Below are 25123 nucleotides of genomic sequence, written 5' to 3'. Positions count from 1 at the left end.
CGATGACCGATCCGAGCGGGTACGTGCGAGAGCGCACGCAGGAGGGGCGTCGCGACGTCCGGTGGCCGTCGGCGCCCGAGCCGCTCCCGGTGCCGGTGTACGACAATCACGCGCACCTCGAGATCGTCGACGGCGACGAGCCCTTGGATCTCGAGGCGCAGCTCGCCCGTGCGGACGAGGTCGGCGTCATCGGCGTCGTGCAGGCCGGCGGCGACATCGACTCCAGCCGGTGGTCGGCGTGGGCCGCGGCATCCCACCCGAGGGTGCTCGCCGCCGTGGCTATCCACCCCAACGAGGCGCCCGCGTACAAGGCCGCGGGACGCCTCGACGAGGCGATCGCCGTCATCGACGCGCTCGCGTCGGAGCCTCGCGTGCGCGCGATCGGCGAGACGGGGCTGGACTTCTTCCGCACCGACGAGGACGGCCTCCCCGCCCAGTACGAGAGCTTCGAGGCGCACATCGCCCTCGCCACGGCCCACGGCATCGCGATGCAGATCCACGATCGAGACGCGCACGACGAGGTGCTCGCCACCCTGGAGCGCGTCGGCGCGCCTGAACGCACGGTCTTCCACTGCTTCTCCGGCGACGCCGCCATGGCGCGCATCGCGGCCGACCGCGGCTACTACCTCTCCTTCGCCGGGAACGTGACGTTCAAGAACGCGCAGAACCTCCGCGACGCGCTCGCCGTCACCCCGCGCGAGAGGATCCTGGTCGAGACGGACGCGCCGTTCCTGACACCGACCCCGCACCGCGGACGCCCGAACGCGCCCTACCTCATCCCGGTCACGGTCCGCTTCCTCGCCGCCGAGCTCGGGGTCGATCTGGACGAGCTGTGCGCGCAGATCGCCGCGAACACGCTCGCGGTCTACGGCGACTTCGACTGACGGACGAACAGCGTCTCGGTCTGCTCCAGCTCCATCCCCTTGGTCTCGGGGATCCGCACCAGCACGTAGAAGAACGACAGGGCCGCGAACGCGGCGTACATCCCGTAGGTGACCGGCAGCGACCACGACGACATCGCGGGGAAGCTGACGGTGATGAGGAAGTTCGCGATCCACTGCGCGCCCGCCGCGACCCCGAGGGCCTTCCCGCGGATGCGGCTCGGGAAGATCTCGCCGAGGAGCACCCACACCAGCGGCCCCCACGACGCGCCGAAGCCGATGACGAACAGGTTCGCCGCGACGAGGGCGATGGGGCCCCACGGTGCGGGGAGCGACACGGCTCCCTCGGCATCCGTCGTCGCGAACGCGAAGCACAGGGCCATCGTGCCGAGCGAGAGCGCCATGAGGAGTGAGCCGCTGAGGAGGATGGGCTTGCGGCCCACACGGTCGACGAGGAAGATCGCCACGAGCGTCACCAGCACGTTGATCACCGAGGTGAACACGCTGATGCCGAACGAGGACGACTCGTCGAAGCCGACCGACTGCCACAGCGTCGTGGAGTAGTAGAAGATCACGTTGATGCCGACGAACTGCTGGAACACCGACAGGATGATGCCGACCCAGACGATGGGCTGGAGACCGAAGCGGGGGCCGCGCAGCGACACCCCCGAGTTCTTGCGGTCGGTCACGATCCGCTGCTGGAGCTCCCGCATCGTCTGATCGAGGTCGACCTCCGGCACGAGCTTGGCGAAGATCGCGCGGGCCTCCTCGGGCTTGCCCTGGGCGATGAGGAACCGCGGGGACTCCGGCATCTTCAGGGCCAGCAGCCCGTAGACGAGCGCGGGGACCGCCTCGACCAGCAGCATCCAACGCCAGGCCTCCAGCCCCAGCCACAGCGTGTCGGAGGCGCCGCCGGCGACCCCGGCGAGGACCGCGTTGGAGAGCAGGGCGGCGAAGATGCCGAGGGTGATCGCGAGCTGCTGGAGGGACCCCAGCGTTCCGCGGATCTGGCGCGGTGCGACCTCGGCGATGTAGGCGGGTGCGACCACCGAGGCGATGCCGATGCCGATGCCGCCGACGAGGCGCCAGAAGGTCAGATCGATCGCGGTGAAGGCGAGCCCCGAGCCGAGCGCGCTGACGAAGAACATCACGGCGCCGATGAGCATCACCCGCAGGCGCCCCCACCGGTCGCTCAGGATGCCGGCGAGCACCGCGCCGAATGCGCAGCCGAGGAGGGCCACGGCGACCACGAACCCGGTGGTGATCGAGGTCAGACCGAACTGGGACTCGATCGAGTTCACCGCACCGTTGATGACGGACGAATCGAAGCCGAACAGGAACCCGCCCACTGCGGCGGCGATGGACAGGGCCACCGCCCGCCGACCGAAGGGACTCTTCAACGAGAACGCCGACGTGGGCAGGGGAGAAGTCATATCCGGAACCGTAGTCCTTCCCCGGGCGCGGGGGGAGCTTCGGCGCGCAACTAGGGTGGAGACCATGCCCGTCCAGCTTCTCGGCGCCGGTGAGATCCGCGCGCTCGCGGCCGAACTCGAGGTCACCCCCACCAAGAAGCTGGGGCAGAACTTCGTCGTCGACGCCAACACCGTCCGCAAGATCGTGCAGGTCGCGGGCGTGCGCACGGGCGAGCGGGTGGTGGAGGTGGGACCCGGTCTCGGGTCGCTCACCCTGGCGATCCTCGAGGTCGGAGCATCGGTCACCGCGGTCGAGATCGACCATCGCCTCGCCGCACGGCTCCCCGAGACGGCCGCCGCGCACGGCGTCGCCCCCGATGCCCTGACCGTGGTGGACGCGGATGCGCTGCGCGTGCGAGAGCTCCCGGGCGACCCCACGGTGCTCGTGGCGAACCTCCCGTACAACGTCTCGGTGCCGGTCCTCCTGCACTTCCTCGAGACGTTCCCGCACCTGGAGCGCGGGGTGGTCATGGTGCAGGCGGAGGTGGGGGAGCGTCTCGCGGCGCCTCCCGGGTCGAAGACCTACGGCGCGCCGAGCGTGAAGGCCGCCTGGTACGGCGCGTGGCGGCTCGCGGGCACGGTCTCCCGGCAGGTGTTCTGGCCGGTCCCGAACGTTGACAGCGTGCTGGTGGCGTTCCGTCGCGATCCGCAGGCGCGCGGCTCCGAGGACCTCCGTCGACGGACGTTCGCCCTGGTGGACGCCGCCTTCCAGCAGCGCCGGAAGATGCTCCGCCAGGCGCTGTCCGGTGTCCTCGGCGGAACAGCGGCCGCGGCATCGGCTCGGCTGGAAGCCGCCGGGGTCGCCGCCACCGCACGCGGCGAGGAGCTCTCCGTCGAGGACTTCGTCCGCATCGCGGAGGTCGCCGGCTCCGCGTGAGCTGAGCCCTTACGCAACGTTCGCCGAACGTTCACGCTGTCCGGCCTGTCTGCTCGCCGGCGCGACGAAACATGCCGGTAACATTCCGGCCATGCGCACCGCAGAGCACCCGGCGCCCGAACGCGTCCTCCTGCACATCAGCGACACCCACCTGCGCGCCGCCGGCGTGCGCCTGTTCGACTCCGTCGACGCGACCGCCCGGCTGGAGCGCGCCTTCCGCGTCATCTCCTCCTCCGGAGTGCGGCCCGACGCCGTCGTCTTCACGGGTGATCTCGCCGATCTCGGCGAGCCCGCGGCGTACGCGGAGCTGCGGCGCATGGTCGAACCCCTCGCGGCGTCGTTGTCGGCGCGCGTGTTCTGGGTGATGGGCAACCACGACGACCGCGGTGCCTTCCGTGCGCAGCTCCTCGACGGCGATGCGTCGGACACGGGCGTGTACGACCGGGTCGACGAGCTCGACGGGCTGCGCCTGATCACCCTGGATTCGACCGTCCCCGGCAGCCACCACGGCGAGGTCTCGGCCGCGCAGCTCGCGTGGCTCGCCGAGGTTCTGTCGACTCCCGCGCCGCTGGGGACCATCATCGCGATGCACCACCCGCCCGTGCCGAGCGTGCTGCCGCTCGCCTCCAGCGTGGAGCTCCGCGACCAGCGCGCGTTCGCGCGCGTGGTGCGCGGCACGGACGTCCGGGCGATCATCGCCGGGCACCTGCACTACTCGACGTTCGCGACGGTCGCCGGCATCCCGGTCTCAGTGGCGTCATCCACTTGCTACGCGCAGGACCTCACGGTCCCCACCGGCGGCACGCGTCCGCAGGACGGGGCGCAGGCGTTCAACCTGGTGCACGTCTACGACGACACCGTGGTCCACTCGGTCGTCCCCGTCGATGCGCCGCGGACCCTGGAGTTCATCGACCCCGGCGAGGCCCAGCGTCGTCTCCGGGAGGCGGGGGTGGGTCCGGTCAGCGCTGCGCGGCGGGGTGCGCCGAGCGGGCGGACGACGGTGCTGCGCTGAGCTCCTGACGCTCCCACGGTGCACGCACGGGGAACATCCGCTCCAGCGCCGCGCGCAGCGTCTGCACCCGGACCTCCTCGGGGACCTCGGCGTTGCCGCCGTCGTTGAGGCAGAACATGTCCACGTCCGCCCCCTCGGCGAGACGGTCCATCTGGCGGAGCCCCCGCGCGAGGGTCGTCTGCACGTAGCGGACACGCGGTGCGCGGGTGGACACCGCACGCCCCGTCATCATCGCGTAGTAGTGGTACAGGCTGTTGGTGACCGAGATGTCGGTGGCCGAGCGGAAGCGGGAGGCCGCCGTCCGGGCGAAGTCGTCGGGGAACGCCGCCTCGAGCTCGGACATCACGCTGCGACGCAGCGGCGTCGCGCAGTGCTCCAAATCCCGCACGATCGTCCGCCCGAAGCGCTCCGCCAGCAGCGCACGGTTCACCCGCAGTCCGTTGTCGTGGCCGCTGCGGTGCACCGCGGTCGGTCCTGCGCCGATGCGCACGTCGCACTCGACGAACTTCGTCACGCCGCCCGGGGTGAAGAACATCTCCGGTTCGACGAGGCGGCCGAAGAACATGTCGTCGTTGGAGTACAGGAAGTGCTCCGCGAGGCCCGGGATGCGGTGCAGCTGTGCCTCGACGGCGTGCGAGTTGTGAGTGGGGAGGACGTCGGGGTCGGCGAAGAACTCCTCGCTCCGCACGACCGTGACCTTCGGGTGCTCGTCGAGCCATGCCGGGACCGGCGAATCGGTGGCGATGAAGATGCGCCGCACCCAGGGGGCGTACATGTGGACGCTGCGCAGTGCGTAGCGCAGCTCGTCCACGTGCCGGTAGCGCGCGGGCCCGTCATCCCCCTCGCCGACGACGTACTCCGCCATCTGCGCGGCGCGCTGGCGCTGGAAGTCGGAGGCCGAGCCGTCGACCCACGAGAAGACGATGTCCACGTCCTCGGTGACCTCCTGCGGCTGCGGGTCGAACATCCCCGCGATCGTCCGCCAGGCGCGCCCGTACCGCTCGACCTCGACGAAGGACACGTCGGCGGCCGCCGTGGTGCGGCGCGTGAGGGTGTTGTCGCGCGGCGCGTCGATCCAGTCCTCGCCGAAGCGCCAGAACTCCAGGTGCGCCGCGAGGGAGGCGCCGTAGCGGAGGCTGCCGGACGGGGTGATGCGCGGTCGGTACAGGCGCACCGTCGCGGGGTTCTGCGGGAACGGAGCACCGTCGGCGACCAGGGTCGGCGGCGTCCCCTTCGTCTTGGCGTACAGGGGTTCGCGCCCGCAGGCGCCGGCGAGCGCCGTGAAGGCCGCTTCCGCGTCGGCGACGTCGACGACGAGGGCGGGCAGGAAACGGGAGTGCCGGATGAGCAGGACGTCGATCCCGGCAGCCTCGAGCACCTCGGTGACGAACAGCAGATCGGCCAGACGCGCGTCGTGCGGGGCGAGATCGTCGTGGACGAGATGCAGGACCCCGGCGTCGACGACGATGTCGGGACGCGCCAGGAGCGTCGTCCAGGTGTGGGTCCGCGCGGGGAGAGCCGACAGTGTGGTCACGAATCCTCCTTCTCGAGACGCCGCCGTGTGCGGGTCCGACTGAGCAACGATACGTGGCGGTCGTTACGCGCAGGTTTCCGCACGCCCCGTGCCCGCCGCACGCTGCAGTGGATAGCCTGGGGCGGTGACCGAATCACCGCGACCGCGCTCGCGCGGAGGAGACCTGCACCGGCCCTGGACGGCGGCGGAGGACCGCTACGACCGCGTCGTCCCCCGGCGCGTGGGATCGTCGGGCCTCACCCTTCCGCCGATCTCGCTGGGGCTGTGGTGGAACTTCGGCGACAACATCCCCTTCGCCGACCAGCGGACGCTCCTGCGTCACGCCTTCGACCGCGGGATCTTCCACTTCGACCTCGCCAACAACTACGGCCCGCCCTTCGGCAGCGCGGAGACGAACTTCGGGCGGATGATGCGGGAGGACTTCGCGCCGTACCGGGACGAGCTGATCCTGTCGTCCAAAGCCGGGTACGAGATGTGGGAGGGGCCCTACGGCGAGGGCGGTTCGCGCAAGTACATCCTCGCCAGTGCTGAGCAGTCGCTCCGCCGCATGAGCGTGGACTACGTCGATGTCTTCTATTCGCACCGCGTCGACGACACGGTGCCGATCGAGGAGACCGTGGGAGCGCTCGACACCCTCGTCCGGCAGGGGAAGGCGCTGTACGTCGGTATCTCGTCCTACAGCGCCGAGCGCACCGTCGAGGCGAGGGCCGTGGCCCGCTCCCTCGGCACGCCGCTGGTGATCCATCAGCCGGCGTATTCCATCCTCAACCGCTGGATCGAGGACTCCCTGACGGGCGTCCTGCGGCAGGAGGGCATGGGGGCGATCGCCTTCACCCCGCTCGCGCAGGGACTCCTGACGGACAAGTACCTCGGAAGCGGTACGGCCGAGCGCGCGCAGGATCGCTCGTCGATGCGCGGCATCGCCCTCACCGACGATCAGCGCGGCCAGCTGAAGAGCCTGGATCTGATCGCGCGCGAGCGCGGGCAGACCCTCGCGCAGATGGCGATCCAGTGGGTGCTCCGCGACCCGGTGGTCGCCTCGGCGCTCATCGGAGCCTCGCGACCCGCGCAGCTCGACGAGAACCTCGCGGCGCTGGACGGACCCGCCTTCACCGTCGAGGAGATCGAGCGGATCGACGCACTCTCGGACGGCATCGACGTCGACCTGTGGTCGGATTCGGCCACGCGATGAGCGAGGCGGCGAGCCTGTCTGCCGTGCGCGTGCGCGCCCCCGGCAAGCTCAACGTCTTCTTCCAGGTCGGCGAGGTCCAGCCCGACGGCTATCACGACGTGGCGTCGGTGTATCAGGCGGTCTCCCTGTGCGAGGAGATCCGGGCCGTGGAGGCTCCGGGCTTCTCGATGAGCGTGCGCGGCTCGGTCGACGTCTCGGGCGTCCCGGTCGATGATCGGAACCTCGCGCTGCGCGCGGCGCGCATCCTCGCCGCGGAGATCGGCTACGGCGGCGGTGTGCATCTCGAGGTCGTGAAGGACGTCCCCGTCGCCGGGGGGATGGGGGGAGGGTCCGCGGATGCCGCCGCCGCGCTGGTCGCGTGCGACGCGCTGTGGGGCGCCGGCCTCCCGCACGCGACGCTGCACGCGCTCGCGGCCCGGCTCGGCGCGGACGTCCCGTTCGCCCTCATGGGGGGCACGGCGGTGGGGACGGGGCGCGGCGACGAGCTGAGCCCGGCCCTGGCCACCGGTCGCCTCGACTGGGTGATCGTGCCGGCCGAGGGGGGACTGTCGACCCCCGCGGTCTACGGACACCTCGATGCCCTGCGCGCGAGCGGCGGTGCCGAGGTCTCCGGCGCGCCCGCCGTCGCGCCGGAGGTGCTCCAGGCTCTGCGGACCGGGGATGCGCACGTGCTGGCGCCGCATCTGCGCAACGACCTGCAGGAGGCGGCGCTGTCGCTGCGCCCCGACCTCGCCCGTGTCCTCGATCTCGGCGCGGAGGCGGGGGCGCTCGCCGGAATGGTGTCGGGGTCCGGCCCGACCCTGGCGTTCCTCGCCGACTCGCCCGAGGCGGCGCTCGAGGTGCAGATCGTGCTGTCGGCCGCGGGCCTGACCGCGCTCCACGTCCACGGACCGGTGGCCGGCGCGCGCCTCCTCACCCCCTGACGCGGCACTGTCGGGGGGGGGGTGTGCGTAGCATCGAGGGGTGATCGACGACGCCCTCTCCCGTGCCCTGCACGCCGCCGCCGTCTCCGCGCCCTCCGCCGCGAAGCTCGACGCGGCGGGGCTGGAGCTCCGCCGCGTCTCCACGACCGACGATGCCTTCGCCGCGTGGCTGCAGGTCGTCGCGCGCGGCTTCCTCGACGGCAGCCGCTCCTCGGAACAGATCGAGGCGGTGCGCGAGCGATCCGGCTATCGCCGGGCGACCGGCGTCTACGACCCCGCCGCGCCGGATCCCGACGCTCCGGTCGCCACGCTCGCGTCGTGGCGGGGCGCCCTCTCGGTCCCCGGGGGTGCGGCGCTCGCGGCGTGCGCGATCTCGTCGGTGACGGTCTCGCCGACCCACCGCCGGCGCGGCGTGGCCCGGGCGCTCCTCGAAGGGGAACTCGACGTCGCGGATTCCACCGGCTTCCCGCTGGCGATGCTCACAGTCAGCGAATCGCCGCTCTACGGCCGCTACGGATTCGCCCCGGCGGCGTTCAGCGCCTCCTGGCGGATCGACGCGCGTCGCGCGGGCTGGATCGGTCCGGTCCCCTCCGGGCGGGTCGACTTCATCTCGCGGGAGCGCGTGCGGGAGCGGATCGCACCGCTGCACGAGCGCATCCGCCTCGCGGTTCCGGGCGAGGTGGACGTGCCGGACGGCCACTGGGATTCGATCGTGGGCACGCGTCCCGATGCCGAGAAGGCCGAGCAGCGGCGTGCCGTGCAGTACACCGACCGCCACGGCGAGGTCCGCGGCGTGCTGGTGTATGCGGTGTCGGAGAACCACGAGGACTTCGCCGCCTCGCGCGCCCATGTGCACTATCTGCTCGCCGAGACCCCCGACGCCTACGCGGCGCTGTGGCGATTCGTGCTGTCCCTGGACCTCGTCGCCGAGGTCACCGCGGAACAGCTGGCCGTCGACGAGCCTCTCCGCTGGATGCTCGCCGACCAGCGCGCGGCGACGGTGACCGTCCGAGACCACCAGTACGTGCGCATCCTGGACGTCGCGGCCTGCCTCTCGGCCCGCCGCTACGGCGCGTCCGGTGTGGTCGTGCTGGACGTGACCGATCCGCTCGGATACGCCGCGGGGCGCTGGGTGCTGCGGGTGGCGGAGGACGGTGCGGCCACCGTGGCGCCGCTCGAGGGGAGCGACGTCCCCGCGGGCGCAGCGGACCTCACCCTCGGTGTGCAGGAGCTCTCGGCGCTGTTCCTCGGCGGGGTGTCGGCGACCACCCTCGCATACGCCGGTCGGATCCGGTCCACGGATGCCGAAGCCGCCGGCCGCATCTTATCCTGGCCGACGGCTCCGCGTCTGTCGATCTGGTACTGACCCCGCGGCGGCGTCAGGCGAGCGCCAGGAAGAGCTTCTCCAGCTCTTCCTGCGTGAGGCCCTCGGCCTCCTGGGTGGCTTCGGGGTCGGCGACGCAGTCGCGCATCGCGGCAGAGACGATGGCGAAGCCCGCGCGATCCAGGGCGCTGCCGACCGCGGCGAGCTGGGTCACGACGTCGCGGCAGGCGCCGCCGTTCTCCACAGCGGAGATCACGCCCGCAAGCTGTCCCTGGGCGCGCTTGAGCCGGTTGACGATGCGCTTTCGGGTGGCGGCCTGCTCCTCGGGGGTGCCGGTGATCATCATGCGCGTGCTCCTTCGGTGACGGTCTGGTCAGGGGTGAGGATCCGGTCGATCTCGGCACCGTACCAGTGCCGGAGTGTCTGGATCCCGCCCGACAGGGACGCCGAGTCCAGCCCGTGCCCGACGAGGATCCGGTGGGCGATGTTGGCGCGCACCCCGGCCGCGCAGAGGACCCGCACGGGCCGTCCGGATGCGGCGGACCGCACCTCGTCGATGCGCGAACGCAGTTCGGTGTGCGGGATGTTCAGGGCGCCGGGGATGTGGCCGGACGCGAACTCCGCCGGGGTGCGGACGTCGAGGATCAGGCTCGACGCAGCGACGGCGTCGAGGTCCTCGGCGTACCAGAGCCGCAGTCGACCCTCGGCGACGTTCTCGGCGACCATGCCGGTGAGGTTCACCGGATCCTTGGCCTGACCGTAGGGCGGTGAGTACGCGAGATCGAGGTCGATGAGATCCGTCGCGGGGATCCCTGCCCGGATCGCGGTGGCGAGGACGTCGATGCGCTTGTCGACGCCCTCGACGCCCACCGCCTGCGCACCGAGGAGGAGGCCGTCCTTCTTCGCCACGTGCACCATCAGGTGGATCGGAGCCGCACCGGGGAAGTAGCCCGCGTGCTGATTAGGGTGCAGGTGCAGCGTGTGGTGGGCGATGCCGGCGCTCTCCAGCGCGGTGCGGTTGGCGCCGGTCATCGCCGCGGTGAGCGTGCCCACCCGGACGATCGCGGTGCCGAGCCCGGCGGGGATGGTGCGCCCCGTATCGCGTCCGAAGATGTCGTCGGCGATGAGACGGCCGGCGCGGTTCGCCGGGCCCGCCAGGGCGATCGGACGACGCGCGCCCGTGACCGCGTCGACGCTCACGGTCGCGTCTCCCGCCGCCCAGATTCCCGGGACGTCGGTGCGACCGCGGTCGTCCACGACGATGGCGCCGCGTTCGTGCGCCACGCCCGCCTCGACCGCGAAGGCGGTATCGGGGCGGACCCCGACCGACAGAACGATGACGTCGGCGGGCACCCGCGTGCCGTCGCCGAGGACGACGACGTCCTCGCCGACGCCGGGTTCGACGCGCTCGGCGGCCACCCCCGCGTGGACCCGGATGCCGAGACGGCGCAGCTCCTCGTCGAGGAGGTGGGCGAGCTCGCGTTCCAGCGGGGGCAGGACGTGCGGCGCCATCTCGACGACGGCGACGTCGATGCCCGCGTGACGGAACGCCTCCGCCGCCTCCAGCCCGATGTAGCCGGCGCCGAGGACCACCGCGCGCCGCGCCCCGTCATCGACCCGGGCGCGCAGGCCCACGGCATCCGCGACGGTGCGCAGCGTGCTCACGCGGGGCGAGTCCAGCCCCGGGAGAGGAGGTCGCACGGCGCTCGCGCCGGGGGTGAGGACGAGGGCGTCGTAGGCGAGGGTGTCGACGCCCGCCGAAGAGACCACCGTGACGGTCTTCTCCTCCGGGTCGATCTTCGTCACCTCGTGTCCGCACCGCACGTCGAGGTTGAGGGTGGCCCGCAGAGACGCCGGGGTGTGCAGCAGGAGCGAATCGGCGTCGGCGATCTCCCCGCTGACGTGGTACGGCAGGCCGCAGTTGGCGAAGGACACCTCCGGCCCGCGTTCGAGAACGATGATCTCGGCCGTCTCGTCGTGGCGCCTCGCTCGCGCCGCGGCGCTCATCCCGGCGGCCACGCCGCCCACGATCACGATGCGCATGGTCTTCTCCTCACGTCGGGTTCCGTCGTCCCGACCTCATCCGAGCATACCCCGGGGGGTATTGTTCGTGCAACGGGACGGCCGCGCGGCGGGGACTCGCCTACGCTGGGGAGGTCATGGCACATCTGCTGGGGGCCGAGGCCCTGCACCTGGAATTCCCGACCAAGGTCGTCTTCGACGCCGTCTCCCTCGGCGTCGACGAAGGGGACCGCATCGGCATCGTCGGCCGCAACGGCGACGGCAAGAGCTCGCTGCTGGCGATGCTCGCCGGCCGACTCGAGCCTGATGCCGGCCGTGTCACGGTCCGCGGCGGAGTCCGCGTCGGGGTCCTCGACCAGGGTGACACCCTCGACGACACCCACACCATCGCCCACGCGGTCGTCGGCGACACCCCCGAGCACGAGTGGGCGGGCGACGCCCGCACGCGCGAGGTGATCGCGGGTCTCCTCGGCGATCTGGACTGGGACGCGCCGGTCGTCGACCTCTCCGGCGGTCAGCGGCGCCGTGTGGCGCTCGCGGCGCTCCTCGTCGGCGATCACGATGCGATCTTCCTCGACGAGCCCACCAACCATCTCGACGTCGAGGCCATCGCGTGGCTCGCCGACCATCTGCGGCGCCGGTGGCCCGCCGGGGCCGGTGCGATGCTCGTCGTCACCCACGACCGGTGGTTCCTCGACGAGGTCTGCACGCGGACGTGGGAGGTGCACGACCGCATCGTCGAGCCCTTCGACGGCGGCTACGCGGCGTACATCCTGCAGCGCGTCGAGCGCGACCGGCAAGCAGCCGCCATCGAGGCGCGTCGCCAGAACCTCGCCCGCAAGGAGCTCGCGTGGCTGCGCCGCGGAGCCCCCGCGCGCACTTCGAAGCCGAAGTTCCGCATCGACGCCGCCAACGCACTCATCGCCGACGAGCCGGAGATCCGCGACGCCACCCAGCTGCGCGCGCTCGCCGTCTCCCGCCTCGGCAAGGACGTCGTGGACCTCCTCGACACCGGCGTCTCCTACGACGACCGCGCGGTGCTGCACCCGTTCGAGTGGCGGATCGCGCCGGGGGAGCGCACCGGCATCCTCGGCGTCAACGGCGCCGGGAAGTCGACGCTGCTGGGCCTGGTCTCGGGCGAGGTCGAGCCGACCACCGGGCGGGTCAAGCGGGGCAAGACCGTGCGGGTGGCGACCCTCACCCAGCGGCTGGACGAGCTCGAGCAGCATCTCGACGATCCGGTGCGTGTGGTGATCGCCGGACTCCGCACGACCTACAGCTTCGGGAGCGGCTCCAAGGAGCAGGAGCTGACGCCCGGGCAGCTGCTGGAGCGCATGGGCTTCTCCAGCGCCCAGCTGTCCACCCCGGTGAAGGACCTCTCGGGTGGGCAGAAGCGGCGTCTGCAGCTCCTGCTGATCCTCCTCGAGCAGCCGAACGTCCTGATCCTGGACGAGCCGACCAACGACCTCGACACCGACATGCTCGCCGCGATGGAGGACCTGCTCGACTCGTGGCCGGGGACGCTCCTGGTCGTCTCGCACGACCGGTACTTCCTCGAGCGCGTAACCGACCAGCAGTACGCGATCCTCGGGGGACGGGTACGTCACCTTCCGGGCGGGGTGGACGAGTACCTCCGGCTCCGGCAGCGGCAGCGCGACGAGCCGGCAGACGCCCGGTCGAGCGCAACGCCGATCGCCGACGCCCCCGGCCTGACGGGCGCGGACCTGCGCGCGGCGCAGAAGGAGAGTGCCGCGCTCGAACGGCGGCTGGAGAAGCTGGAGAGGCAGATCGCGGAGGCGAAGGCGGGCCTCGCCGAGCACGACCAGGCCGACTACGTCGGTCTCGGACGCGAGATGGAGCGCATCGGCGCGTGGGAGACCGAGCGTGACGAGGTCGAAGAGCGCTGGTTCGCGCTCTCCGAGCAGATCGGCTGATCCGCGGCGGAACGCCGCCGGACGCCGAGGCGCTCAGCCGTCGAAGCCGAGACTCAGCTTCCGCAGCAGGCCCGCCAGGCGTTCCCGATCCCCGCGGGAGAGCGCGGCGAGGAGCAGCGCCTCGGCGTCGACCAGTCGGGTGATGGCGGCATCCACCCGCGTCCGTCCGTCGTCGGTGAGGGTGACCAGGACGCTGCGGCCGTCGTCCGGGTCCGCCTCGCGGCGCACCAGTCGGCGGCCGACGAGCCGGTCGATGCGATTGGTCATCGTCCCCGAGGACACCAGCGTCTGCTGGAGCAGCTGCTTGGGGCTGAGCTGGAACGGCTCGCCCGCGCGGCGGAGGGCGGACAGCACGTCCCACTCCCACGGTTCCAGTTCGCTGCGCCGGAAGGCCTCCCGGCGCGCGCGGTCGAGGTGCCGGGAGAGCCGGTCCACCCGGGAGAGGACCTCGAGGGGGGAGAAATCCAGATCCGGTCGCTGGGTGCTCCACGCACCGACGATCCGGTCCACCTCGTCGGTCTGGCTGGCCATCCCTCCATTATGGGCGCGCCGGGTCTGGCAGACTTGACGGGCGGCCCGCGGGGTCGCGGTCCGCCGTAGTGTAACGGCAGCACGACAGCCTTTGGAGCTGTGAGGACCAGGTTCGAATCCTGGCGGCGGAGCATGACCCACCACCCTTCCTCCGACGCGCCTCTGGCCGTCATCGTCCTCGCCGCCGGCCAGGGCACGCGCATGAAGTCGTCCCTGCCGAAGGTCCTGCACCGCATCGGCGGGCGGACGCTCGTCGGCCACGTCCTCGCGACGGCGGCGGAGCTCGAACCCGACGCCGTGGTGACCGTGGTCCGCCACGAGCGCGACCTCGTGGCAGCCGCCGTGCGGGACGACCTGCCCGGCGTCCGCATCGTCGATCAGGACGAGGTCCCGGGCACCGGCCGTGCCGTCGAGCTCGCCCTCGGCGCGCTCGAGGACTTCGAGGGCGACATCCTCGTCCTCTCCGGTGATGTGCCGCTGCTGCAGGAACGCACGCTCCGATCGATCATCGACGCGCACCGGGCGGAGGGTGCCGCCGCCACGCTCCTGACCGCGGTCCTGGACGACGCCACCGGGTACGGCCGCGTGCTGCGCGCGTCGGACGGCACGGTCTCGCGCATCGTCGAGCAGAAGGACGCCACGGCGGACGAAGCCGCGGTGACGGAGATCAACGCCGGCGTCTACGTCTTCGCCGCCGCACGCCTGCGCAGCGAGCTGACCCGGGTGGGCACCGCGAACGCGCAGGGCGAGAAGTACCTCACCGACGTCGTGGCGCTCCTCCGCGCGGCGGACGACGCGGTGGCCGCCGTCGCCGCGCCCGATGCCGACAGCGCTCTCGGGGTGAACGACCGCGTCCAGCTGAGCGACGCCGCCCGGCTTCTCAACGCGCGCACGGTGCGGCACTGGCAGCGGGAGGGAGTGAGCATCCTCGACCCCGCCACCACATGGATCGACGTCACCGCCACCCTCGCCCCCGACGTGACGGTGCTGCCCGGATCGCACATCCTCCGCGCGACGGTCGTCGACGAGGGCGCGACGATCGGTCCCGACACGTCGCTGGTGGACTGCGAGGTCGGCGCGAACGCGGTCGTGACCCGCACCGACGCGACCCTGGCCGTGATCGGCGCGAACGCCACCGTCGGTCCGTTCGCCTATCTGCGGCCCGGGACCGAGCTCGGCGACGGCGGGAAGATCGGCACCTTCGTGGAGACGAAGAACTCCACCATCGGCGCACGCAGCAAGGTGCCGCACCTGTCGTACATCGGCGACACCACCATCGGACGCGGGGTCAACCTCGGCGCGGGCGCGATCACGGCGAACTACGACGACGTCACGAAGCACCGTACCGAGATCGGGGACGAGGTCCACTCGGGCTCGCACAACGTCTTCGTCGCGCCCGTTAGGATCGGAGACGGCGCCAAGACCGGAGCGGGAGCCGTCATCCGCAAGGATGTCCCGCCGGGGGCACTCGCCCTGAGCGTCGCCCCCCAGCGCAACATCGACGGCTGGGTCGAGAAGAACCGACCGGGTACCGGTGCCGCGCAGGCCGCGGCCACGGCTCGGTCCGCACAGAAAGCGGACGATGGGTCGCAAGAACAGAACGGTTGAGCTCGATCGGGACAACGAGATCGCCCCGGGGCTGATCGCGAAGACGAAGAAGCGCCTGGTCGTGGCGCGGGGGTCCTCGCACCCCGCTCTCGCCGCGGACGTCGCGCAGTCCCTCGGGACCGAGCTCGTCCCCACCGAGTACCGCACGTTCGCGTCGGGCGAGATGCTCACGCGATTCCAGGTGTCGATCCGCGGATGCGACCTGTTCCTCATCCAGAGCTTCGGACCGCCCGTGAACGAGTGGCTGATGGAGACTCTGATCATGCTGGATGCCGCCAAGCGCGCGTCCGCGAAGCGCATCACGGTCGTCGCTCCGTATTACCCCTACTCGCGCCAGGACAAGAAGGGCCGCGGGCGCGAGCCGATCAGCGCCCGCCTCGTCGCGGACCTGCTCAAGACCGCCGGCGCCGACCGCGTGATGAGCGTCGACCTGCACGCGGCCCAGATCCAGGGCTTCTTCGACGGCCCGGTCGATCACCTCTTCGCCAAGCCCGTCCTCCTCGAGTACTTCCAGCGCACGCTCAGCGCGGACGACCGCGCGCAGCTGACCGTGGTCTCGCCCGACACCGGGCGCGTCCGCGTGGCCGACACGTGGTCGGACAGCCTCGGTGCGCCGCTGGCGATCATCCACAAGCGCCGCGACCCGAACGTGGCGAACCAGGTGACCGTCAACGAGATCGTCGGAGACGTCTCGGGACGCGTCTGCCTCCTCGTGGACGACATGATCGACACCGGCGGCACGATCGTGAAGGCGGCGGAGGCGCTCAAGGCCAACGGCGCGACGCGTGTGATCGTCGCGGCCACCCACGCGATCTTCAGCGACCCGGCGGCCGAGCGTCTGCAGAGCCCCGCGATCGACGAGGTCGTCGTCACCGACACGGTCCCGATCCCCGACGCCAAGCGCTTCCCGAGCCTCACGATCCTGCCGATCGCCCCGCTGCTCGCGCGGGCGATCCACGAGGTCTTCGAGGACGGCTCGGTCACGAGCATGTTCGACGGCGCCGCCTGAGACGACACCGCGAGGTCGGGCTCTCCGAGCCCGCGCATAGAGTCCGATGTGAGGATGGAAGCCTGAGCTTCCGTCGCCCGGCGGAGGCCCCGCCGTGGAAGGACCGCACGATGATCCGCACCGCCCTCGCTCCCCGTCCCGTCCGCGTCTCCGCCGCCCTCGCGGCGGTCGCAGGCGTCGCTCTCCTGTCGGGATGCTCTTCCGCGACCACGGACGCCGGCACCGACGGCGGAACCTCCGCGGAGGGTGGAGCGGGCTCGGCATCCGGTCCCTACGCCGACGGCACCTACACGGCGGAGGGCTCGTACGCGACGCCGGAGTCGGTCGAGACCATCGAGGTGACCGTGACCCTCGCCGACGACGTCATCACGGCCGTCGAGGTCACCGGCGACCCGCAGAAGGCGGAGTCCCAGCGCTACCAGGACCAGTTCATCGGCGGCATCGCCGACGAGGTCGTCGGTCAGAACATCGACGACGTGCAGGTCTCGCGCGTCGCGGGCTCGTCCCTCACCAGCGGGGGCTTCACCCAGGCGCTCGAGACCATCAAGTCCGACGCCGCGGGCTGACCCGAGCGTGACCGGGGTCTGGCGTTTCGACGCGATCGGCACGCGGTGGCGGATCGACACCCCGCAGCATCTCCCGGCTGACCTGCGTGCGCGTGTGGAGGGTGCCGTTGAGCTCTTCGACCGCACGTGGTCGCGCTTCCGCTCCGACTCCCTGGTCTCCGTCCTCGCGGCGGCGGGTGGTTCGGCGCCCGCCCCGACGGACGCCGCGCCCATGCTCGCACTGTACGAGGAGCTCTCGGACGCGACGGCGGGTGCGGTCAACCCCCTCGTGGCGGCCTCCCTGTCGGCCCTCGGATACGATCCCGCCTACCGGCTCACCCCGTCGGGGGCGCCCGTCCCGGCCGCGTCCGCGTGGACGACCGCCGTGGCCCTCGCGGCGGGCGAGCTCGTCGTGGCTCCCGGAGCCCTGCTCGACGTCGGCGCCCTGGGCAAGGGGCGCCTGGTCGACATCGTGGGGGAGATGGTGACCGCTGCCACAGGAGCCCCGGTGACCGTCGATGCAGGCGGCGATATCCGCGTGTGGTCGGCGACGGAGCGCGTCGGACTGGAGCACCCGTTCGACCCCGCCCGAGTCATCGGAATCTGGGAGATCGCGGATGCCGCGCTGTGCGCGTCCGCCATCAACCGGCGGGCGTGGGGGCCGGGGCTCCACCATGTCCTGGATGCCCGGACGGGCGTCCCCGTCGACACCGTCGCGGCGACGTGGGCGGTATCCGACAGCGCCATGCGGGCGGACGCGGCCAGCACCGCCCTGTTCTTCGACGGCGGCGCCGAGCGTGCGGCACGCTGGGGCGTGGAGTGGGTCCGCATGTTCACCGACGGCCGGGCGGACTTCTCGCCCGGCTGCGGCGCCGAGCTCTTCACCCGCCGCAGTACCGTAGAGACGTGACCCGAGGAGCCCCCGCCGCATGCTCACCGCACTGACCTCCGCCGGAAACCGGGTCTTCGCCGTCCTCGGACGCATCTCGATGTACCGGACGGTGTTCCTCGCCCTCGCCGCGCTCGGCCTCATCTCCCTCGCCCTGTCGCTGTGGGGACTCGTCTCGCCGACCGCGGTCGAGATCGTGGTCTCCGCGCTGGTGCTCTCCCTCGTCTGCGTCGGGGTCGACGCCGCCGCCCAGCGGCTGCTCGGCCGGGCCTCGCGCGTCGAGTCCTCTCTGATCACCGCCCTCATCCTCCTCTTCGTGCTCCGCCCGACCCTCGACCCCGCCGCTCTCGGGGGCCTCGCGATCGCCGCGGCGATCGCCTCCGCGTCGAAGTACGCCCTGGCCTGGCGCGGGAGGCACGTCTTCAATCCCGCTGCCGTCGGGGCCACGGCGATCACGCTCCTCGCCGTCGCGTGGCCGGAGCTCGGCGCGTCGTCGTGGTGGGTGGGAACCCCCGCCCTCGCCGCCCCGGTGATCGTCCTCGGGCTGGCGGTCCTGTGGCGGACCGAGAAGGTTCGCGTCGTCGCGGTCTTCCTCGTGGTCGCGGTGGCCGTGGCGCTCGTGCGCACCGCTGCCGCCTACCAGGCGGTCGGTCAGACCGTCGAGGTCGCGGACATCTTCTGGCCGATCCTCTGGTCCTCCCCGTTCCTGTTCCTCGGCGCGTTCATGCTCTCCGAGCCGCTCACGACGCCGCCGCGCCGCTGGCAGCAGTTCCTCGTCGCCGGCGTCGTGGGGCTCCTCGCCGGGTGGCCGATCGATGTCGGGGCGATCAGCCTCGGCCAGGAGCGGGCTCTCCTCATCGGCAACGCGCTCGCCTTCGTCCTGGCCTCCCGCACCGCCGTGCGCCTGACGCTCCAGGCCCGGGCGGCGCGGACGCCGACGGTGCGGGAGCTCACGTTCCGCGTCGCCGACCGGGTGTCGTTCGTGTCCGGCCAGTATCTCGAGCTCGAGGTGCCGCATCGGCGCCCCGACCTACGCGGCACACGGCGGGAGTTCAGCATCGCTTCGGCGCCGGAGGATCTGCCGGTGCTGCGCGTGGCGTTCAAGGAGCCGCAGAAGGGCGCGCCGCAGAGCTCGTTCAAGAAGGCGCTCGCGGAGGTCGAGCCCGGATCCGCTCTGGCGATCACCGGAGTCTGGGGTGATTTCGTCCTGCCGCGTCGACCCGCCGCGCCGGTCCTTCTCGTCGCGGCGGGGATCGGTGTCACCCCGTTCGTGTCGCAGCTGCGGCACCTCCGTCTGGCGGGCGAGGAGCGGGACATCGTCCTCGTTTACGTGGCGTCGGATGCCGCGGAGCTCGCCTACCGGGACGAGATCGAGGCCGCCGGCGTTCCGGTCATCGTGTTCACCCGCGATCGCCCCGCCGACCTCCCCGCCCACTGGACCTGGGCGCGGGGCGTGCGTCTGGATGCCGAGGGTCTGGTCTCCGTGGTGCCCGACATCGCGGGCCGCCACGCATACGTGTCGGGGCCGGCGGGACTCATCGCCGATCTCGCTCCTGCGCTGGAGCGCGCGCGCTCCCTGACCACCGACGCGTTCAGCGGGTATTGAGCACCCCGCGTTCAGCGGGTACTGAGCGCCCCGCGCTCAGCGGTTACGGAGCGGGATCCGCAGGCCGCGCGGGCAGGCGCAGTTCGAACGTCGTGTCACCGGGTGTGCTCCGGACGGAGAGGGTGCCGCCGTGCGCCTCGGCGATCGCCCGTGCGATGGAGAGCCCGAGACCCGTGCCCCCCGTTTGGCGTGCCCGTGAGCGATCCGCACGGGAGAACCGCTCGAAGAGCTCCTCGGCGACGGCAGGTTCGATCCCCGGACCGTCGTCGTGGACGAGGAGGAGCGCATCGCCTGCGTCGCGCGTCACGCTCACCGTCACCGTCGTTCCGGCGGGGGCGTGCGTGCGCGCGTTGGCGAGGAGGTTCGCCGCCACCTGGTGCAGGCGGCCGGCGTCACCGGCGACCACGACGGGGTCGGGCCCGGTGGCGAGGATCCAGCGGTGCTCGGGCCCCGTCGGGCGGGCGTCGTCGACGGCCTCGACGGCGAGTTTCGTGAGGTCGACCGATCCGACGACCAGCTCCTGGCCCTCGTCGAGGCGTGCGAGGAGGAGGAGGTCCTCGACCAGGGTGGTCATGCGCAGCGACTGGGCGTGGATCCGTTCGAGGGAGGCCTGCGTGGTCTCCCCGGCGGCGTCTGGGTGCTGGTGCATCGCGCGCAGGGACAGCTCGGAGTAGCCGCGGATGGAGGCCAGGGGCGTCCTCAGCTCGTGACTGGCGTCGGCGACGAAGGCCCGCATCCGCTCCTCGTTGCGCTGTCGTGCGCTCAGGGACTGCGAGACGTGCTCGAGGAGGGTGTTGAGGGCGTGGCCCACGCGCCCGATCTCGGTGTGCTCGTCGACCTGATCCGCGGGAACGCGTGCGGTGAGGGTGACCTGTCCTTCAGACAGCGGCATCGCGGCGACGCGGGACGCGGTGTCGGCGACCGTCCGCAGGGGGCGCAGGCCCGCGCGGATGACGACCGCGATCGCCACCCCGAGCAGCAGCAGGCCGCCGGTGGTCACCAGCGCCACCGTGGTGAGGATCTGGCCGAGGGTGGCCGTGACCGGAGCGGTCGGGAGCCCCGCGAGGAAGAAGAGACCGCCGGGCTGGGCGCTGAGGAACACCCGGTGATTCCCGACGCCCGGGACGTCGACGGTGGAGAGGCCGGAGCTGTCGATCTGCGACAGGACGTCCTCGATGTCGGCGGCACTCAGCTCGGTCACCTGCTGAGGACCCGATACGTAGGCGCCGGACAGTCCCGACGGGCCCTGGAGGACGAAGACGAAGCCCTCGGGCTGGCGTCCGCTGGCGAGGACGTCGGCGGCGGTCGCGCCGGGATCCAGACGCACAGTGACGGTGCTCACGGCGTTCGCGAGCTGAGCGTTGAGGTTGGTGTCCAGGATCCGTCCGAGGATCGCGCCGGTGGCGATCCCGACGAGGGTCAGGATGAGGGCGACCATCCCGATCACCGTCACCATGAGCCGGGTCTGCAGAGTCCAGCGCGCTCGGGGCCGCGCGGCCGGGCGGGCCGACGCCGCGGGGGCGGATGCGGTCACTGGGGCGCCTTGATCATGTAGCCGACGCCTCGGACGGTGTGGATGAGCGGCTCGCGGCCCGCGTCGATCTTCTTCCGCAGGTAGGAGATGTACAGCTCGACGACGCTCGACCGTCCACCGAAGTCGTAGTTCCAGACGCGGTCCAGGATCTGGGCCTTCGACACGACGCGGCGAGGATTGCGCATGAGGTAGCGCAGGAGCTCGAACTCCGTCGCCGTCAGCTCGATCTCGACGCCGCCGCGCTCGACCTCGTGGCTGTCCTCGTTGAGGGTCAGGTCCGCCACGCGCAGGATCGGCTCCGCTCCGCTGGTGAGTGCGGTGCCCGCCCGCCGCATGAGCGCCCGCAGGCGCGCCACGACCTCCTCGAGGCTGAACGGCTTGGTCACGTAGTCGTCGCCGCCCGCGGTGAGACCGGCGATGCGGTCGCCGACTCCGTCCTTTGCGGTCAGGAACAGGACCGGCACGTCGTCGCCCGACTGGCGCAGTCGCTGAAGGACCGCCATGCCGTCGAGGTCCGGCATCATCACGTCGAGCACCATGGCGTCGGGCTGGAAGTCGCGTGCCCCCTGCAGCGCTTCGAACCCACTGCCGGCCGTGCGCACGTCCCACCCCTCCATCCGCAGCGCCATCGACAGAAGGTCGGTGAGCATCTGCTCGTCGTCGACGACGAGGATGCGCAGTGCGGTTCCGTCGGGGCGGGTGAGGGCGGGGGCGGGGGCGGATGCGGTCATGGAACTCAGTGTGGCGACCGATCTATGGGATTCCTATGGGCGCGCCTATGCCTCTGCTGTGAGTCCTGCGCCGGTTCATAGCGATCGCATCAGCGGCGCCATGACCGCTCATCAGCCGCGATCCTACGGTCGACCCGACGGACGGGTGAGCACCCGCCGGAAGGAGAACCATGTACGGCACGTATCTTCGGCGCGAGCTCGCCGGACGGAGGAAGCAGACGGCGATCGTGGCGGCCGGTATGGCGGTCGCGATCGCTCTCGTCATCGTCGTAGGCGCCCTCGCGGCGGGGGTGCGGGACGCGCAGGACGCGGCTCTCGCCTCCGTCTACGGAATCGGAACCGACCTGACGGTCGCGGGCGCAACCGTCGAGCCCGGCGAGCGCGGCGGCATGTTCGAGTTCGATCAGGATGCCGGCGCGACCGACGCGGACGGGGGGACCACCCTCAGCCAGTCGCGACTGACCACCGAGCCCGGTCGGGGGACCCTGGACGCCGCGGACGTGGACACCGTTGCGGGCGTGAGCGGCGTCTCCGGCGCGACCGGCGCGCTGAGCCTGGTCAACATGAGCTTCTCGGGCGAGCTGCCCGCGCGTCCGGAGGAGGGAGGCGGCGAGAACACGGGGACGCCGCCGGGCGGCGCCGAGGGTGACGCGCCCGCGGGAGGAGGAGGCTTCGGCGGCGGCGCGTTCGGTGTCGACTCCTTCACCGTCCTCGGGATCGACCCTGCCGTCGTCGCGGCCGGGCCCCTGTCGGCCGTCGCGGTCGACGCGGGGCGGGCGCTGGAAGCGACGGACGCCGGAAGCGCGGTCGCGCTGGTCGACGCCACGTACGCGGCATCCGCGGAGGTCGCCGTGGGCGATGACATCGAGATCGGCGGCACGGCGTTCGAGGTCATCGGCGTGGTAGCCTCGACGTCCTCCGCCGCGGACACCGCCTCGGACGTCTACATCCCGCTCGATGTCGCTCAGGAACTCGCCGGAGTCGGGGCTGTGGTGTCCACGGTCTACGTCCAAACGGACTCGGTGGACGACATCGGCGCGGTGCAGGCGCAGTTGGAGGAGGCGCTGCCGGAGGCCGCGGTCAGTGCACCCTCGGACCTCGCCGCGGGGGTGTCGGGGTCGCTTTCGAGCGCCTCGGCTCTCATCGCCTCGCTCGGGACGTGGCTCTCGGCGATCACCCTCGCCGTGGCGCTCATCCTCGCCGTGCTCCTCACCGTGTCGGGGGTGACCCGGCGCACGCGGGAGTTCGGCACGCTGAAGGCGCTCGGCTGGTCCGACCGCCGGGTCGTCGGTCAGGTGGCGGGGGAGTCCCTCGTGCAGGGCCTGCTCGGCGGTCTTGCCGGTCTCGCGCTCGGCCTCGCGGCGATCGCCGTCATCACGCTGGCGGCGCCCACCGTCACCACCGCCGCGGAGTCGCCCGCTGCCGGACCCGGCGGTCAGGGCGGCCCCGGGGGATTCGCCGACGCGATCGCCGCGCAGACCGAGATCGTCCTCACCGCGCCGATCACGCCGGCGGTCGTCGGGGCGGCCGTCGGCATCGCGGTGCTCGGCGGTCTGCTCGCCGGCGCCGCCGGCGGATGGCGTGCGGCGCGGCTGCGCCCCGCCGAAGCCCTGCGGTCCGCGGCATGACCGTGCCCTCCGGCCACTCGACCCGACACCCTCGACCAGGAGACCTCACGATGTCCGACACCTTGAAGCCCGACCTGACCGTATCCGACGCACGCGACCACGAGACCGCCCCGGTGTACCGGCTGGAAGGAGTGACCCGCGTCTACACCGGTCGTGACCGTTCGGTCACCGCCCTCGACGCCGTGGACCTGACGATCGTCGCGGGCGAGTTCGTCACGGTCCAGGGGCCGACCGGCGGCGGGAAGTCGACCCTCCTCCAGATCCTCGGCGCTCTCGACTCCCCGACATCGGGCCAGGTCCTCCTCGGAGAGCTGGACCTGGCGCGCGAGTCCCCGACCGCGCTCGCGCGCATCCGGGCGCGGGAGATCGGGTTCGTCTTCCAAGCGTTCAACCTCATCCCCACCCTCACCGCGGCGGAGAACGTCGATGTCGGACTCGAGCCGCTGGGGCTCGCGAGGGCGGAGCGGGCAGGCAGGGTCCGCGCGGCCCTGGCCCAGGTCGGCCTCGCCGAGCGCGCGGACCATCGACCCGGCGAGCTCTCCGGCGGTCAGCAGCAGCGCGTGGCGATCGCCCGTGCGCTGGTGAAGGAGCCGAGGGTCCTCCTCGCCGACGAGCCGACGGGGAACCTCGACGAGCGCACTCGGGACGAGATCCTCCACCTCCTGGAAGGCCTGTGTGCCGAGGGGCTCACGATGGTCGTCGTCACGCACGACTCCGCCGTGGCCCGTCGCGCACACCGACGTCTGAGGCTCGAACGAGGAGTGGTGCGGGAGCAGGTCTCCTGAGTCGGGCCCGGGCGCGGGCGCGGGCGCAGGTCGGGCCCGGGCCCGCCGCGTCAGAGTGCGGCGCGGGCGTGCGAGGCGAGGCGGTCCGATAGGGCGTCGTGGTCGGCGTCCCGCTCCTGCGCCTCCGGATGCGCGTCGAAATAGGCGAGGATGCGGCGCGCGCCCTCGTCGAACGTGACGGTCGTGCGGAACCCCGGCACGAGCGCCTCCACCTTCGACACGTCGAAGACCATCGAGTACGCCTTGTCCCCGAGGAGCGTCGGGCCGATCTCGGGCGCCGCCGCCGCGATCGTGTCCGACGCCACGTGGACGAGGTCGGGGCGCGCGACGCCCGCGGCATCGGCGAGCCAGCCGTAGATGGCGTTCCACGTCGGCGCATGGGTGCCGGTGATCGTGAACGCCTCGCCGACGGCGGAGGGATGGTGGAGCAGCCCCGTGAAGGCGACCGCGAAGTCCGCCGAGTGGGTGATGGTCCACAGGCTCGTGCCGTCTCCGTGGACGAGGACGGGCCGGCCCTCCCGCATCCGCGCGATGTCGGTCCAGCCCCCGAGAGTCGGCAGCGCCCGCTCGTCGTAGGTGTGCGAAGGGCGGACGACGGTCACGGGGAAGCCCCGTCGCCGGTAGGCCGCGACGAGCAGGTCCTCGCAGGCGATCTTGTCGCGGGAGTACTGCCAGAAGGGGTTCCGAAGCGGTGTCGACTCGGTGACCGGCAGCCGCGAGGGCGGAGTCTGGTACGCGGAGGCGGAGCTGATGAAGATGTACTGGTCGCATCGACCCTCGAAGAGGTCCACGTCGGCACCCACCTGGTCCGGGGTGAAGGCCAGGAACTGCGCGACGACGTCGAAGCGGCGGTCGCCCACCGCCGCACGGACAGCCTCGCGGTCACGGACTTCCGCGTCCAGACGTTCGACCTCGTCCGGGATCGCGCGACTGCCACGGCCGCGATTGAGCACCGTCACGCGGTGCCCTGCGGCGACGGCATCCCGTACGCACGCCGCGCTGATGATTCCCGTGCCGCCGATGAAGAGGATGCTCGCCATCGTCCGACCCTAGCGCGACGCCCGCCTCGCGCAGGGCGGAGGCGGG

22 protein-coding genes and 1 tRNA gene are annotated in these 25123 nt (G+C 71.9%); 15 read left to right on the top strand and 8 right to left on the bottom strand.

All coding sequences use genetic code 11. The annotated features are described in order from the left end of the window. The first annotated feature begins 2 nt into the window (after window positions 1-2). Entirely contained in the window at window positions 3-884 is an 882-nt protein-coding gene (locus ABXJ56_RS00680) for a TatD family hydrolase (protein WP_353997829.1), read from the top strand. Here the strand turns inward: ABXJ56_RS00680 and ABXJ56_RS00675 are convergent. Beyond that, window positions 866-2314: a sugar porter family MFS transporter gene (locus ABXJ56_RS00675; protein ID WP_353997828.1), complete on the bottom strand. Its 1449-nt coding sequence runs from the start codon at window positions 2312-2314 to the stop codon at window positions 866-868. The genes ABXJ56_RS00680 and ABXJ56_RS00675 overlap by 19 nt on opposite strands. Before the next feature lie 64 nt (window positions 2315-2378). On the opposite strand from ABXJ56_RS00675, the gene rsmA reads away from it, so the two are divergent. Continuing rightward, window positions 2379-3230 (top strand): 16S rRNA (adenine(1518)-N(6)/adenine(1519)-N(6))-dimethyltransferase RsmA, encoded by an 852-nt coding sequence (gene rsmA, locus ABXJ56_RS00670; protein ID WP_353997827.1) that lies wholly within the window; start codon window positions 2379-2381, stop codon window positions 3228-3230. Window positions 3231-3321: 91 nt separating this feature from the next. Beyond that, window positions 3322-4242 carry a phosphodiesterase gene (locus ABXJ56_RS00665; RefSeq protein WP_353997826.1) on the top strand — a complete coding sequence of 307 codons (921 nt, stop codon included), beginning with the start codon at window positions 3322-3324 and terminating at the stop codon, window positions 4240-4242. Here the strand turns inward: ABXJ56_RS00665 and ABXJ56_RS00660 are convergent. Next, complete coding sequence (locus tag ABXJ56_RS00660; RefSeq protein WP_353997825.1) at window positions 4190-5776, bottom strand: stealth conserved region 3 domain-containing protein; 1587 nt, start codon at window positions 5774-5776, stop codon at window positions 4190-4192. The genes ABXJ56_RS00665 and ABXJ56_RS00660 overlap by 53 nt on opposite strands. Window positions 5777-5900: 124 nt before the next feature. Here ABXJ56_RS00660 and ABXJ56_RS00655 point away from each other — a divergent pair, with 124 nt between their 5' ends. Genes ABXJ56_RS00655 through ABXJ56_RS00645 form a run of 3 tightly spaced genes read left to right on the top strand, consistent with a single transcriptional unit; the run spans window position 5901 to window position 9257 of the window. After that, window positions 5901-6968: an aldo/keto reductase gene (locus ABXJ56_RS00655; protein WP_353997824.1), complete on the top strand. Its 1068-nt coding sequence runs from the start codon at window positions 5901-5903 to the stop codon at window positions 6966-6968. Continuing rightward, window positions 6965-7891 (top strand): 4-(cytidine 5'-diphospho)-2-C-methyl-D-erythritol kinase, encoded by a 927-nt coding sequence (locus tag ABXJ56_RS00650; protein ID WP_353997823.1) that lies wholly within the window; start codon window positions 6965-6967, stop codon window positions 7889-7891. Before ABXJ56_RS00655 ends, ABXJ56_RS00650 begins: the two co-directional genes overlap by 4 nt. A 40-nt stretch (window positions 7892-7931) precedes the next feature. Further along, a complete protein-coding gene (locus ABXJ56_RS00645; RefSeq protein WP_353997822.1) occupies window positions 7932-9257 on the top strand; it encodes a GNAT family N-acetyltransferase in 1326 nt (441 codons plus the stop codon). A gap of 13 nt (window positions 9258-9270) precedes the next feature. Here ABXJ56_RS00645 and ABXJ56_RS00640 read toward each other — a convergent pair whose 3' ends face one another. Then, window positions 9271-9558: a metal-sensitive transcriptional regulator gene (locus ABXJ56_RS00640; RefSeq protein ID WP_435404982.1), complete on the bottom strand. Its 288-nt coding sequence runs from the start codon at window positions 9556-9558 to the stop codon at window positions 9271-9273. After that, a complete protein-coding gene (locus ABXJ56_RS00635) occupies window positions 9558-11258 on the bottom strand; it encodes an FAD-dependent oxidoreductase (RefSeq protein ID WP_353997820.1) in 1701 nt (566 codons plus the stop codon). Before ABXJ56_RS00635 ends, ABXJ56_RS00640 begins: the two co-directional genes overlap by 1 nt. Window positions 11259-11374: 116 nt before the next feature. On the opposite strand from ABXJ56_RS00635, the gene ABXJ56_RS00630 reads away from it, so the two are divergent. After that, complete coding sequence (locus ABXJ56_RS00630) at window positions 11375-13171, top strand: ABC-F family ATP-binding cassette domain-containing protein (protein WP_353997819.1); 1797 nt, start codon at window positions 11375-11377, stop codon at window positions 13169-13171. 33 nt (window positions 13172-13204) lie between these two features. Here ABXJ56_RS00630 and ABXJ56_RS00625 read toward each other — a convergent pair whose 3' ends face one another. Continuing rightward, window positions 13205-13702 (bottom strand): MarR family winged helix-turn-helix transcriptional regulator, encoded by a 498-nt coding sequence (locus ABXJ56_RS00625; RefSeq protein ID WP_353997818.1) that lies wholly within the window; start codon window positions 13700-13702, stop codon window positions 13205-13207. A gap of 59 nt (window positions 13703-13761) precedes the next feature. On the opposite strand from ABXJ56_RS00625, the gene ABXJ56_RS00620 reads away from it, so the two are divergent. From ABXJ56_RS00620 to ABXJ56_RS00595, 6 genes are all read left to right on the top strand, one after another. Further along, a tRNA-Gln gene (locus tag ABXJ56_RS00620) sits at window positions 13762-13833 on the top strand. A gap of 1 nt (window position 13834) precedes the next feature. Beyond that, window positions 13835-15310 (top strand): bifunctional UDP-N-acetylglucosamine diphosphorylase/glucosamine-1-phosphate N-acetyltransferase GlmU, encoded by a 1476-nt coding sequence (gene glmU, locus ABXJ56_RS00615; protein ID WP_353997817.1) that lies wholly within the window; start codon window positions 13835-13837, stop codon window positions 15308-15310. Then, window positions 15285-16319, top strand: a complete 1035-nt coding sequence (locus ABXJ56_RS00610) for a ribose-phosphate diphosphokinase (RefSeq protein ID WP_053548739.1) — start codon at window positions 15285-15287, stop codon at window positions 16317-16319. Before glmU ends, ABXJ56_RS00610 begins: the two co-directional genes overlap by 26 nt. 110 nt (window positions 16320-16429) lie before the next feature. Continuing rightward, on the top strand, window positions 16430-16885 hold the full coding sequence (locus ABXJ56_RS00605) for an FMN-binding protein (protein WP_353997816.1): 456 nt from the start codon (window positions 16430-16432) through the stop codon (window positions 16883-16885). A 7-nt stretch (window positions 16886-16892) separates the two neighbouring features. Next, window positions 16893-17774 carry an FAD:protein FMN transferase gene (locus ABXJ56_RS00600; protein ID WP_353997815.1) on the top strand — a complete coding sequence of 294 codons (882 nt, stop codon included), beginning with the start codon at window positions 16893-16895 and terminating at the stop codon, window positions 17772-17774. Between the two features lie 19 nt (window positions 17775-17793). After that, window positions 17794-19359, top strand: a complete 1566-nt coding sequence (locus ABXJ56_RS00595; RefSeq protein WP_353997814.1) for an FAD-dependent oxidoreductase — start codon at window positions 17794-17796, stop codon at window positions 19357-19359. A 43-nt stretch (window positions 19360-19402) separates the two neighbouring features. Here the strand turns inward: ABXJ56_RS00595 and ABXJ56_RS00590 are convergent, their stop codons facing one another. Together ABXJ56_RS00590 and ABXJ56_RS00585 are read right to left on the bottom strand one after the other, a co-directional pair. Further along, on the bottom strand, window positions 19403-20893 hold the full coding sequence (locus ABXJ56_RS00590) for a sensor histidine kinase (protein WP_353997813.1): 1491 nt from the start codon (window positions 20891-20893) through the stop codon (window positions 19403-19405). After that, window positions 20890-21624 carry a response regulator transcription factor gene (locus ABXJ56_RS00585; protein WP_353997812.1) on the bottom strand — a complete coding sequence of 245 codons (735 nt, stop codon included), beginning with the start codon at window positions 21622-21624 and terminating at the stop codon, window positions 20890-20892. Before ABXJ56_RS00585 ends, ABXJ56_RS00590 begins: the two co-directional genes overlap by 4 nt. Before the next feature lie 170 nt (window positions 21625-21794). Between ABXJ56_RS00585 and ABXJ56_RS00580 the strand changes: the two genes are divergently transcribed. Continuing rightward, window positions 21795-23252, top strand: coding sequence for an ABC transporter permease (locus ABXJ56_RS00580; RefSeq protein ID WP_353997811.1), 1458 nt, complete (start codon window positions 21795-21797; stop codon window positions 23250-23252). A 113-nt stretch (window positions 23253-23365) separates the two neighbouring features. Then, window positions 23366-24037, top strand: a complete 672-nt coding sequence (locus tag ABXJ56_RS00575) for an ABC transporter ATP-binding protein (RefSeq protein ID WP_435404981.1) — start codon at window positions 23366-23368, stop codon at window positions 24035-24037. Window positions 24038-24087: 50 nt separating this feature from the next. Here the strand turns inward: ABXJ56_RS00575 and ABXJ56_RS00570 are convergent, their stop codons facing one another. Next, window positions 24088-25077 carry an NAD-dependent epimerase/dehydratase family protein gene (locus ABXJ56_RS00570; protein ID WP_353997809.1) on the bottom strand — a complete coding sequence of 330 codons (990 nt, stop codon included), beginning with the start codon at window positions 25075-25077 and terminating at the stop codon, window positions 24088-24090. Window positions 25078-25123 lie beyond the last annotated feature (46 nt).

The organism is Microbacterium aurantiacum, from assembly GCF_040532595.1.
Lineage (GTDB): Bacteria > Actinomycetota > Actinomycetes > Actinomycetales > Microbacteriaceae > Microbacterium > Microbacterium chocolatum_B.
This window is presented reverse-complemented; position numbering and strand designations above follow the sequence as displayed.